Origin of the sequence: Citrobacter youngae (assembly GCF_003818115.1) — a bacterium.
Lineage (GTDB): Bacteria > Pseudomonadota > Gammaproteobacteria > Enterobacterales > Enterobacteriaceae > Citrobacter > Citrobacter youngae.
The window spans coordinates 217,201-229,488 of record NZ_RPOI01000005.1; the positions used below are offsets into that span (position 1 = coordinate 217,201).

Sequence of the window (12,288 nt, forward strand, 5' to 3'; positions counted from 1 at the left end):
GTCGCCGGGAAGGCCCGGTAAAAAAAAAGCAAAAGGTCAAATACATAGCAACGTGATGGCGCTTACGCGTTGTCTAAACATTCCTTTCGTAGAATGCCGCGTCCCTTACAAGCTCACATCATTTCTTACAAATGTCTAAGATTTTTCCTAATTCGACGCAACTCTACCCGCCACCCGTTACACATACAACGTAGCCATGCTGCGAATTTAAAGAATATGTGACGCAGATCACATAATCAAGCTAAACACTTAACATAAATCCATCAGCACAGCTTTTATTTTGGCTATTTTTTAAGCCACCATTATCTTTTTCGATTCCAGCCATACGAATAATCTTGCAATAAAAGCGAATAGTATTCTGTTTACGAACGTTAATATCACGCGCAGAAATAGCGAGCTGGATCACAGATTTAATATGAAATGACATTTCAGTTAAACTCTTTATAAACAAAGACTTAAATATTAAGACTGATTAATTAATACCGGGCTGTGATAACCGTTTAAATGTTAATTGATGTATACTTTTTATTAACAAATTGTTTTTATTAGAGATGAGTTTAACTTAAATCATTCGAACAGATTTGCAGCTTATATGAAGTGATTATTCTATTTATAAGAATAATTAATGAATAATCATGATGACATTCACACAATTACCGTACGAAACGTAGCAGTATGGCGTTATACGATCAAAACTGAAAAGTTCTCTCATAATTCATGAACAAAAGGAGCGAGTTATGAGCTATGCGCACATTCTTGTCGCTGTTGCCGCCACCCCCGAAAGCCACCAACTGTTAGCAAAGGCTGTTTCAATCGCTCGCCCTGTCAACGCCCGCATTAGTCTGATAACCCTGGTTTCAGATCCCGAACTGTATAACCAGTTTGCTGCTCCAATGCTGGAAGATCTGCGGGAAGTCATGCAAGAAGAGACCCATAATTTTATCGATCAGTTAAGCAAAGAGGCGCAGTACCCCATTGAGCACACGTTTATTACCTATGGGACATTGAACGAACACATTCTGGATGTATGCCGCAAACACGCGGTTGATCTGGTGATTTATGGCAACCATAACCACAGTTTCTTTTCGCGAGCCTCCTGCTCAGCGAAAAGCGTGGTCAGCGCAAGCCAGGTTGATGTGTTGCTGGTACCGCTTGCCGGCGATTAATCACGCCTGTTTGCTGCAGGCTGTCTGCGGGTCAGGCGACAGGTTTTCTATATGATGCGATGCGACGTTCTTCAGATCGCAAATAAATCGCGCCTGCCAGTTGTTGATATCATTTTTAACGATGGTCTGCAGCATTGCCGCATGACGGGAAATGCGCTCGGCAAGCGACATCGTCAGAGCCTGGTTTAATGCGCCTGCAACATCATCCCGATCATAAGGGTTTACAATGAGTGCAGAAGTCAACTCATTCGCAGCCCCGGCAAACTGCGAGAGCACCAGGACGCCGGGGTTGGCAGGGTCCTGTGCGGCGACATACTCCTTTGCCACCAGATTCATGCCATCGCGTAGTGGCGTCACCAGTCCAACATCTGAGTAACGGAAGACCTTCATCAGTAATTTACGGTCAAAATACTGATTCAGGTAGTACAGCGGCGTCCAGCCCAGTTGCCCGTATTTACCATTGATCCGCCCGGCCTCGGTCTCTAACTGGTGACGAATATCCTGATAAGCCTGTACCTCCTCACGCGAAGTCGGTGCTATCTGCGTATAACGAATCTTACCGTGATGCTGGGGAAACTGTTCCAACAGCGCCTCGTAGGCCTGAAAGCGCTCCGGCAGGCCTTTGGAGTAATCCAGCCGCTCAACAGAGAAGATATTTTTCACATTTTTAAGTTCTGCTTTTAACTGCGCCAGTTTCGGCGGTAGCGATCCTGATGCTTGCCGTGCAATCTCCTCAGGTGCAATACCAATAGGATAAACTTCCGTGCGGAACGCTTTCCCCCAGGCCAGATGCTGTTTCTCGCGGAGCGTAGTTACCTGAGTTTGCGCCGTCAGACAGTCAAGAAAGGCCTGGCGATCGTTGTCGGTTTGAAAGCCCAATAAATCAAAGTCGCACAGTTGCTCAAGCAACGCCTGATGTGGCGGCAACGCATTGAAAATTTCGGGTGTCGGAAAAGGAATATGCAGAAAAAAACCGATGCGATTATTCACACCACGTTTGCGTAGCTCGCAGGCAAAGGGTAACAAGTGATAATCGTGGACCCAGATGATATCGTCATCACTAAGCAGTGGCAGCAGCTTATCAACCAGTAAGGCATTAACCCGCTGGTAGCCTTCCCAGGCACTACGCTGAAACTGTACCAGGTCCAGTCGATAATGGAACGCGGGCCATAACACGGCATTCGAAAACTGGCAGTAATACTCCTCGTAATCCTGTTCACTCAGATTAAACGATGCCCAGGTGATGTTGCCACGGGTAACCTTTTTTAACGGTTGTTCCTCATTGCCTGTATCACCGCTCCAGCCGAACCACAGGCCGCCAGCCGCCTTCAGTGCGCCCAGCACACCTACAGCAAGACCGCCAGCACTGCCTTTGTCATCCGGTGAGGCGATGCGGTTAGATACTACGACTAAACGACTCATAGCCACCTCTCCTGTCATTCGTTGCTTCTTGTTCCTGCTGCGGACAGTTGATTTGTTCCAGCCAATGCCAGACGTTCCTGACAGCAGCCAGACGCCATGTCGCCTGAGTCTCCCCGCTACCCACTTTTACCGAGATACCGCCGGCGCGATTGACCACGACAAAACCTGTTTCATCGGTCAGATCATCACCAACAAAAACAGGGGTCCGTCCGACAAACGGCGCTTCCTGCATAAATGCCGCAATTGCATCTCCTTTATTGGTGTCTTGTGATTTGATTTCCACAACACACTTCCCGGGCTGCAATGCCAATTGCGGCCAGATATGGGTAATACGTTCCGCCAACGCCAGCAGCGCGGCCTCATGCTCAGGCGCCTGCCGGTAATGCAGAGCGAAAGCCATGCCTTTAGTTTCAAGCGTTGTCCCCGGTAACGTCGCCAGCGCCGCATGCAATAACGCCCCCGCTTCGCGCTCGACCACCGCAGGCAGATGCACAATATGGGTTTGACCATTGATATCACGGCGTTCTGCCCCATGCACCCCGGCGAGCGGGAAACGATAAGGGGTGGTGAGTGCGTCAAGCTCTGCCATCGAGCGCCCTGAAATCAATGCCAGAGCACCCGCATTTTGCGTGGCCAGGCGATGTAATAACTGCAGAATTGCCTGTGGAACAACAACCTGGTCAGGATGCGGTTTGATTTCAGCCAGTGTTCCATCGAGATCGAAAAAATAAGCACAGTTTGTGGGATGCTCAGGGGGTAAGGTTAGCGATGCTGTCACCCGATTCTCCTCCTCGTCATGGTCTGTACGCCGCGCGGATCGCGCCGTATATAGGATGTATGACGGGTATAAGTATAGACAGTGTGACCGTGCTCGCCATTTAGAAAAACAATCGCCAGCCGGGTAGCGGCTGGCGATTGGCGGAAGCTAGACTAAAAAGTTGGGATTTAAATCATCAAACAGTACGCTTAGCTTTTTGTTTGTAGCGGTCGAAGATCACCGCCGCCAGCAGGATCAAACCTCGTACCACATACTGTGCGAATGGAGAGATATTCAGCAGGTTCATCGCGTTCTCGACCGTCCCCAGAATCAACACCCCTGCGACGACATATGAGATTTTTCCGATACCGCCTTTGAGCGAAACGCCGCCTAACACACAGGCAGAAATCACGATCAGCTCATAGCCGATAGAGGTCATTGGCTGGCCGCTGGTCATACGTGATGCCAGGATAATCCCCGCCACGGCGGATACCAGACCGGAGAGAATAAAGATAATAATCTTAGTGCGAACGACCGGCACCCCAGCCAGACGAGCCGCTTCCTCATTGCCCCCAATCGCCAGCGTATTACGACCAAACGTGGTTTTATTCAACAACAGGCCAAAAATAATAAAACAGCCCACGGTTAACCAGATCGGTGCCGGCAGTCCTAACCAGTTGGCATAGCCAAGCGTAAAGAAGCGCTCGTCTTCGATTCCCACAGCTTTACCGTCGGAGATAATGTAGGCCAGACCACGAACAATTTGCATGGTGGCGAGCGTCGTGATCAACGCGTTAATTTTTAAGCGTGCAATCACGAAACCATTCACCAGACCGCACAGAACGCCGAGCAACAACCCTGCCGCCACGCCAATCCACAGGCTTTCGGTCATATTAATGACCACTGCCGTCGTCACCCCTGCGCAGGCAATAACGGACGCTACCGAGAGGTCAAAATCGCCGGATGCCAGGCAAAATAACATCCCGCACGCAACCATACCCGACATAGATACCGCCAGTCCCAGCCCCTTCATGTTGATGAACGTCGCAAAGTTTGGCACAAAAATAGCGCAAACCAGGAACAATACGGCAAACACCACCAGCATCCCGTACTGATCCCAAATTCGGCCAAGATTTAGCGCCGACTTCGCAGCGCCTGAACCCGATGTAGAAACGGAAGACATCATATTCTCCTTATTCAGGCGACTGCCTGGCTGACTTTAGGCATAGCAAGGCTCAACGCCTGGCGTTCATCCGCCTGTTCATGAAGTAATTCACCTGCGATCTCACCTTCTCTCATCACCACAATGCGGTCGGCGACACCAAGAACTTCCGGCAGGTCACTGGAGGCAAACAGCACGGCAACACCGCGCGCAGCCAGGGCATAAATCACGTTATAAATTTCATGTTTCGCTCCAACATCAATGCCGCGGGTGGGCTCATCCAGCAAAATCACTTTCATCTCTTCCGATAACCAACGCCCCAGAATGGCCTTTTGCTGATTACCGCCAGAGAGGTTCATGATCAGTTGCTCTGCACCCGGCGTTTTAATGTTGAGTGAACGGATATGATGGTCAGCATTGGTCTCTTCCCAGCCGTTGTTGATCAGACATCCCCCCGTAACATGTTTACGGCGCGCACTAATATTGATGTTGTTGCGTACCGAATGGACCGGGATGATCCCTTCGGCTTTGCGATCCTCCGGACACAGCATCATGCCTGCTTCAATGGCGTGACTGGGTTTGCGGATATCTATCGCTTGTTCGTCAATAAACACCTGGCCCTGTGTGATACGCGTCCCGCCAAACAGACCTTTCATTAATTCGCTACGTCCGGCACCAACCAGGCCGAACAGTCCGACGATTTCGCCGCTACGCACCGATAAGCTGATCGGAGTACGCACGCCTGGCGCTTTTACCTCATGCAGACGCAGACGCTCCGCGCCATAAGGTCTGGCTTTCCAGCCATAGATGTCCCCAAGATCACGCCCCACCATCGCCTGTACCAGTGCGTCGTGATCAACCTGCTGCATATCCGTAAACGTTTTGACGTACTGGCCATCCTTAAACACCGTTATGGCATCGCTGAGGGCGAAAATCTCCTCCATGCGGTGCGAAACGTACAGAATGATGCGGCCCTCATTGCGTAGCTCACGAATTACGCGAAACAGATTGTCAATCTCCCTGGCGGAAAGAGAGCTGGTGGGTTCATCAAAAGCGATAATCTTGGCATTACGCGCCAGCGCCTTAGCAATCTCCACCATTTGCCACTGACCGATGGAGAGATACTTCAACGGAATATCAGGATCGATATCCATTCCCAGATGCTTTAACTGCAGCCCCGCCTCGTAGTTCAACAACGAGCGGTTCACAATCCCACCCTTATGCGGAAGCTGGCCTAAGTAGATGTTCTCGGCGACGGTCATTTCCGGCACCAGATGCAATTCCTGGTAAATAATGGCGACACCGGCATTCAGCGCAGTGGTTGTGTCCGCAAACGAAACCTCCTGTCCGCGGATCGCTATAGATCCCGTGGTTGGCGCGTAGTTACCGCTGAGAATTTTTAATAATGTTGATTTCCCGGCACCATTTTCACCCATCAGTGCATGCACCTGACCGGCATAGCAGTCGAAACTAATATCCGTCAGCGCTTTTACGCCAGGGAAGGTTTTGCCGATGCCGTGAAATGAGAGATACGGGGTAGACTGTTGCATAACGTCTCCGTGGATCTAAACGGTTGCCTGATGGCGGCGTAGCCTTATCCGGCCTACGAAGGGCGTTATTTGTAGGCCGGATAAGATCGTTTTACGGCAGTTGAGTTATTTGCCGCCTAAGCCTTTTTTCGCCAGTTCTTCTTTGAAGTTGTCGCGAGTAATCAACACCACATCGGTAACTTCAGTAAACACTGGCGGTTCTGCGCCTTTGGTGACCCAGTTGTAGAGCATTTCACTGGATTTATAACCGTGAACGTCCGGGCTAGGCAGCAGTGAACCGTAGAATCCGGTGGCTTCCGCTTTGGAGAGTTCGCTAATTGCATCAACACCGTTAATACCGATACCAATCACGTTTGCAGCTTTAAACCCCTGCCCTTCGGTAGCACGCACGCCACCCAGCACAGTGTTGTCGTTCATACCGACAATCAGCCAGTGTTTAACTTCAGGATGCTGCACCAGCATGGAGTTTGCGGCGTCGAATGCGCCCGGGATATCATTCGATTTGGTTGGGACCTGGTAGATCTGTTTTTCCGGGAAGCCTGCAGCTTTAAGCGCTTCCATCGAACCCGATGTACGACGGCGCGCGGTATCCAGTTCGTTTGCGGTAATCGCCATTACAGCGGAAGATTTCACATCCCAGCCACGTTTCTGCATTTCTTTGTACAGTTCCTGGCCCTGGCGTTCACCAATTTTGGTTGCTGCCATCATCACCAATGGCACAGTATCCATCGGCTTACCTTTCGCATTGGCGAACTGATCGTCAACCGCGATGACTTTCATGTCATAGCCACGCGCCTTTGCCATAATAGCAGGCCCAAGTTTTGGGTCCGGCGTACAAATTACAAATCCTTTTGCCCCGCTTGCCGCCAGGCTGTCGATAGCATTCAGGGTTTTCTCGCCGTCTGGAACGGCAATTTTAATCACCTCAAACCCAAGGTCTTTACCGGCTTTATCAGCAAACTTCCACTCTGTCTGGAACCAGGGCTCTTCCGGTTGTTTGACCAGGAAACCGAGCTTCATGGATTCAGCGATAGCGGATTGTGACATAATGGCAGCCAGACCAATGGCCGCCAGCGCTTTAGTGAATTTGTGCATGGTTAACTCCAGCTTTAACGTTCTTTTATGTAGGGTAAAATCAAACGATTTTTTGTAATCCGGACGTAAAACAAGGCATTACCTTTTATTGATAAGATCAATGCCAGTGCTGAGAGTATTTTTAGCGGGAAATTGATTCTCCATAAGAGAGCGGCATCACACCCTGGAATTACAGTAGTTGCGTACATAAATTCAGCGGGAAATGACATAAAAAAACTCAATTTTCAGAATAGGGAAAATGAGAAATAGCAGATTAATCCATAACATCAGCCAGTGAATCCTTGTTCCCGAATATCGAAACATCCGGGAGTCCAATGATTACCAGGGGTAATAAATATGGTCAGCGTGATCGCGAACAGGGAGATCGTCTTCTAACAGACGCGCAGAAAGCGTAAACGCAAAATCAAAAATATGGCCCAGCCCTTTGCCACTGATAAGATCGCCATCTTCAACAACAGGCGCATCGACATACTCGCCGTCGGTGATGGTTTGCCACAGCTCACCTGAACACACGTAGCGCCGTCCTTTCAGCAACCCATTACCCGCCAGCACCCGCGCGGCTGCCGAACAAACCGGGCAAATCAGTTTTCCTGCATCGTCATGACGAGCGACAAACTGGACGACTGCAGCGCTGGCGGCAAGATTTACGCTACCCTGTGGTCCCCCTGGCAACACGATCGCGTCGTAGAAGGCATCCCGACGGGCCTCCAGCGTACTGTCGGTCACCATCGGCACGTCATGATAGCTCACCACCGCACGAGACTCAGCGCAGGCCAGCGTCTCAACCTCAATTTGCAGGCGACGTAGAATATCAATAGTAACAATGGCTTCAGCCTCTTCAAAACCGGGTGCCAGCAACACCGCCACCTTCTTCATATACAACTCCTCGATTTATCCACCGATATCCAACAACAAATGCCGAATAATTCATTCCGTTAAATTTATTAAAACTGATCTGGCGCAAGAAATTAGGTTGCAGATAATTTCCAGACACATCACTTCACCGGGAAGTTCGCATCAAAACCAGCGGTGATAATCACCAGACGTCATAGAATACCGCGGCCTGAAATTTAATTTTGAGACTTGAAACAGCATTTCACTTTCTTTATTTTACATAAATACATTATAAATCAGATAATTATATTCATATCGCTTATATACAAAAACGGCATGGCTAAACATATTGTTATGCCAATATGTAAAAAAACATAAATAGGTGGTTTTAAGGATTTTCTTGATACCAGGCACGCGCTATGCTGATTCACGATCGGAAGCGGATATAATTCGCGATCATCTAAAGGACCGGCGGAACGGATTTATTCTGCTAACAGTATTACTCGTACGTAGATGTGAAGTGCAACGGCAGCCCGTTGTACTGGCGTTGGTGACGTACTTCTCTTTTCTGGAAATAAGGATATTGATATGGCTGCAGTTGGAATTGTGCACAAACTCAACACGCAAATGAACCTTGAGTTTTACGCATCGAATCTCTACCTTCACCTCAGTGAATGGTGCTACGAACACAGCCTGACAGGCACCGCGACGTTTCTGCGCACTCAGGCGCAGGGTAACGTGACGCAAATGATGCGTATGTTTAATTTTATGAAAAACGCAGGGGCTAACCCCATCGTCAAAGCCATCGATGTTCCCGGTGATGACCTAACGTCCCTTGAAGAGCTGTTTCAGAAAACGCTGGAAGATTATCAGCAGCGTTCTCGTACGCTGTCACGTCTGACGGATGAAGCAGAAGCGTTGAACGACGCACCAACCGTTGATTTTCTTCATGATCTGGAAAAAGAACAGCAGCAGGATGGCGTGCTGCTACAAACGATTCTTGATGAAGTTCGTAGCGCTAAACGTGCTGGGCTGTGTATGGCGCAAACGGATAAGCATTTGCTAAACGTCGTAAACTACCAACATCACTGAAGTCCGATCGCGACAAATCTGCGCCTCCCGTTCTGAGAGGCGTAAAAAAACCTTTCTAAAACCTGAAACAACGGTTTATTTTAGTGAGACTCATTCTGCGGAGTGAATTTCAGCTCGATCAACGCAACCGCTTTTTGAATTGCGCGCATCGTAACGGGATCAGCGCCCGCGGGATGACTGGAAAAGTCGATGCTTTTCAGTTGACTGGACATTTTTTCCCGAACTTCTACCGGGGCAATAACATCAATAACATCCAGAATTTGCTTGATAACCAACTGGCAGGCAACAACGTCCGAGAGCAGTTCCTGATCGGCATTCAGTGTTTGGGACATAGTGAGCTCCTTATAGAAAGGTCGTCATAGTACCTATTCAGCGCTCGAAACGGTAGCGGTGCAAGCAGTACAACCGCGCTGAAAATAAAAAAACAGACCCAGTTAATTTCGTTTGAGATGGCAAGCACAACATGAGTGAACATTTAGCGGTTGAGAATAAGCGGGGTCTTTCTCCGGCTGCACTACTGGTCGCCGGGGCCTTCTTTATGGAGTTCATCGATGGCACGGTGATTGCGACGGCCCTACCCGATATGGCAAAAAGTTTCGGCGTGCAGGCCGTTGATCTGAACATCGGCATCAGTGCTTATCTGATTACGCTGGCGGTTCTCATCCCTGCCAGTGGCTGGATTGCCGATCGTTTTGGTGCCCGAAAAGTATTTACCCTGGCACTGGCGATCTTTACCTTCGCCTCAGTCTTATGTGGACTCGCCACCAGCATTGAAGGCTTTGTGGCAATGCGCATTTTACAGGGTGTCGGGGGGGCACTGATGGTGCCGGTCGGCCGCCTCGCCGTTCTGCGTACCACGCCTAAACACCAGTTAATCACCGCAATCGCCACCCTGACCTGGCCTGCCTTAGTGGCCCCAATAATTGGCCCCCCCCTGGGCGGATTTATTACCAGTTACGCCAACTGGCGCTGGATCTTCTTCATTAATGTGCCGCTGGGGTTGCTGGCGATTGCGCTGGCGCTGCGTTTTATCCCGGATATTCATGATGACGAGCGACGCCCGTTCGATTTTCCCGGTTTTATTGCCACATCGGTCGCGATGGTCAGTCTGGTATATGCGATGGAACTGCTGGGAACCCAACAGCCGCAGGGCTGGTTAACCGCGGGACTTCTGGCACTTGGAATAGCCACGTTCCTGTTTGCCCTGCATCATTTTCGCCAATCCGCATGGCCGATGATTCGTCTGGATGCCATGCGCGTGCCTACATTTCGTGTCACGATGTACGGAGGCTCGCTGTTTCGTGCCTCTATCAGCGCGGTACCCTTTCTGTTGCCACTGATGTTTCAGGTTGGGTTTGGTATGAATGCTTTCCATGCCGGTTCGCTGGTGTTGGCCGTGTTTGTTGGCAACCTAACGATTAAACCCGCTACTACGCCGTTAATACGCTGGTTAGGCTTTAAAAAGCTGCTGTTGATAAACGGTGCGCTTAATGTGCTGGCGCTATTGGCGTGTGCGCTGATCACGCCGCAAACTCCCGTATGGGTAATATTACTGGTGCTGTATCTGGGCGGCGTTTTTCGCTCAATTCAGTTTACCGGTGTCAGCACGTTGGCATTTGCGGATGTTCCTGCATCGCAGATGAGCTATGCCAATACGCTGTTTAGTACAGCGACGCAACTGGCTGTTGGATTAGGGATTTCGTTGGCGGCTATCGGGATCCGTATCGGGGATCAAGTGAGTGAATGGTTGTCACTGGGTGCGATACCCGGCATCAGTTTCCGGCTGGCATTCGTCGCTATCGCCATGATTTGCCTGATAGGAATGGTTGATACCCTGCGCCTTACCCGCGATGCGGGAAGCGCAGTGTCAAATAAGCGTCGATAAGCCCGATAGTTCGCGCCATCGGGCCAACCGGGTTTAGCCAATAACTTCACGGACAAAGGCTTCGATCGCTTTATCCTGACAGTTTTCAAAGAAACACTGCTGGAAACGTGGGCCTGAAACGGCGGTCTTCACCAGTTCAGGATCGATAGCGCGCAGGGTATCAAGATAATTTTCTTTTACTACTGCCGCTTTCACCTGGTTTAAAATCCCCGCATTACGCACCTGCGGGTCTTTCCGCTCCGGCGGATAACCTTCACCATTACGACCGGTAAACGCTTTTTCAAACATATACCGGACGTTCAGTTCAGCCCCCCAGCCAAACCCTTTCGCAAAGGCCAGCGAGAACGCATTACCGTTGTTGATCTGCGCAAACAGGAACGCATCCGCGGGATCAAGGCAGTAGCCACACACCACGCCCGGGTGAATATTCAGTGACATCATGGCCCCCTGACCCGTACCGCAGCCCGTGACAACGAAATCAACCGCTTTTGAATTGAGCAGAATGCTGGCCATAATCCCTAAATGGATGTAAGTCAGATGGTGATCATTTTCGTCGCTCATCCCGACGTTGAATACCGGAAAACCCTTTTCATCCGCGACAGACTTAAGCTCATGGTGAATGATCGCGTTTTTGCTTGCCTGGCTGTTTTCCATCATCAATGCAATTTTCATTGTGTATTCTCCTGAATGCGTCGCGGGGGGCCCGCCGTAAGTCATGACATTTCAGCCACATTACTATTTAGCAAATCAGCTTTCAAATTTTATGAAATTAAGTTTCATAAAATATCGAGATGCTCACGGTTTTTACGCCAGCCTTCAGAATTGACTCATAAACAGGGGGTCGTTGCGATTAATCACAGGTGATCTTCTGGCTATTCAGGCCATTGATTAGCCGTGATGTATGTCAGGATAGCGTATCACCGATTTTTCAGAGCGATTTCATGAAGACCTTTATTCTTGCCCTCTTACCGCTCATGCTGACGGGATGCACCATCACCAGACAGGCTCAGGTCAGCGAAGCCAGCAGCATTACCGGCGTGGTTCGTCTGACTTACAACCAGGCCATGCTACAAACAGCACGTACCGACGACTATGTTGCTCAGGGAACGGCGACAAAAGCATGTCAGCGCATGGGTTATGCCAGTGCAGTCGGATTTGGCCAGCCGGTTGCGACCTGCAGCGTTTATGCGGGTTCTCTGTGTTTGAATACCAAAATCACGCTGTCCTGGCAGTGTCACGGTGTTGCCGTACCACAAACTTCCACTTTCCATTATTAATCATTCCGACCAGCACATCTGCTGGTCATCTATTCTATTTTTATTTAT

General features: G+C 49.8%; 12 protein-coding genes. 4 read left to right on the plus strand and 8 right to left on the minus strand.

Annotated features, from left to right (window positions below; genetic code table 11):
• Window positions 1–737: 737 nt before the first annotated feature.
• Window positions 738–1,166, plus strand: a complete 429-nt coding sequence (gene uspC, locus EHN13_RS05135) for a universal stress protein UspC (RefSeq protein ID WP_048211346.1) — start codon at window positions 738–740, stop codon at window positions 1,164–1,166.
• On the opposite strand, the gene otsA is transcribed toward uspC, so the two are convergent.
• The 6 genes from otsA to EHN13_RS05165 form a co-directional block, all read right to left on the minus strand.
• Window positions 1,167–2,588: an alpha,alpha-trehalose-phosphate synthase gene (gene otsA / locus EHN13_RS05140; RefSeq protein WP_124021001.1), complete on the minus strand. Its 1,422-nt coding sequence runs from the start codon at window positions 2,586–2,588 to the stop codon at window positions 1,167–1,169.
• Window positions 2,563–3,366, minus strand: coding sequence for a trehalose-phosphatase (gene otsB, locus EHN13_RS05145; RefSeq protein ID WP_061068092.1), 804 nt, complete (start codon window positions 3,364–3,366; stop codon window positions 2,563–2,565). Before otsB ends, otsA begins: the two co-directional genes overlap by 26 nt.
• Window positions 3,367–3,541: 175 nt before the next feature.
• Entirely contained in the window at window positions 3,542–4,528 is a 987-nt protein-coding gene (araH, locus tag EHN13_RS05150) for an arabinose ABC transporter permease AraH (RefSeq protein WP_048211343.1), read from the minus strand.
• A gap of 14 nt (window positions 4,529–4,542) precedes the next feature.
• Window positions 4,543–6,057 carry an L-arabinose ABC transporter ATP-binding protein AraG gene (gene araG / locus EHN13_RS05155; protein WP_115643238.1) on the minus strand — a complete coding sequence of 505 codons (1,515 nt, stop codon included), beginning with the start codon at window positions 6,055–6,057 and terminating at the stop codon, window positions 4,543–4,545.
• 105 nt (window positions 6,058–6,162) lie between these two features.
• The gene (locus EHN13_RS05160) at window positions 6,163–7,152 is read right to left on the minus strand and encodes an arabinose ABC transporter substrate-binding protein (protein ID WP_005127705.1); all 990 of its coding nucleotides are present in this window, start codon (window positions 7,150–7,152) and stop codon (window positions 6,163–6,165) included.
• A 318-nt stretch (window positions 7,153–7,470) separates the two neighbouring features.
• Window positions 7,471–8,028 (minus strand): DJ-1/PfpI family protein, encoded by a 558-nt coding sequence (locus tag EHN13_RS05165; protein ID WP_124021002.1) that lies wholly within the window; start codon window positions 8,026–8,028, stop codon window positions 7,471–7,473.
• A gap of 546 nt (window positions 8,029–8,574) precedes the next feature.
• Here EHN13_RS05165 and EHN13_RS05170 point away from each other — a divergent pair.
• Window positions 8,575–9,078, plus strand: coding sequence for a non-heme ferritin-like protein (locus EHN13_RS05170; RefSeq protein ID WP_048211340.1), 504 nt, complete (start codon window positions 8,575–8,577; stop codon window positions 9,076–9,078).
• A gap of 80 nt (window positions 9,079–9,158) precedes the next feature.
• Here EHN13_RS05170 and EHN13_RS05175 read toward each other — a convergent pair whose 3' ends face one another.
• Entirely contained in the window at window positions 9,159–9,410 is a 252-nt protein-coding gene (locus EHN13_RS05175; RefSeq protein WP_005127709.1) for a DUF2766 family protein, read from the minus strand.
• Between the two features lie 131 nt (window positions 9,411–9,541).
• On the opposite strand from EHN13_RS05175, the gene EHN13_RS05180 reads away from it, so the two are divergent.
• Window positions 9,542–10,963 (plus strand): MFS transporter, encoded by a 1,422-nt coding sequence (locus EHN13_RS05180; protein ID WP_048211339.1) that lies wholly within the window; start codon window positions 9,542–9,544, stop codon window positions 10,961–10,963.
• Window positions 10,964–10,996: 33 nt separating this feature from the next.
• Here the strand turns inward: EHN13_RS05180 and EHN13_RS05185 are convergent, their stop codons facing one another.
• Window positions 10,997–11,635, minus strand: a complete 639-nt coding sequence (locus tag EHN13_RS05185; protein WP_124021003.1) for an RpiB/LacA/LacB family sugar-phosphate isomerase — start codon at window positions 11,633–11,635, stop codon at window positions 10,997–10,999.
• Window positions 11,636–11,904: 269 nt separating this feature from the next.
• Here EHN13_RS05185 and yecR point away from each other — a divergent pair, with 269 nt between their 5' ends.
• Entirely contained in the window at window positions 11,905–12,240 is a 336-nt protein-coding gene (gene yecR, locus EHN13_RS05190; protein WP_048211338.1) for a YecR family lipoprotein, read from the plus strand.
• Window positions 12,241–12,288 lie beyond the last annotated feature (48 nt).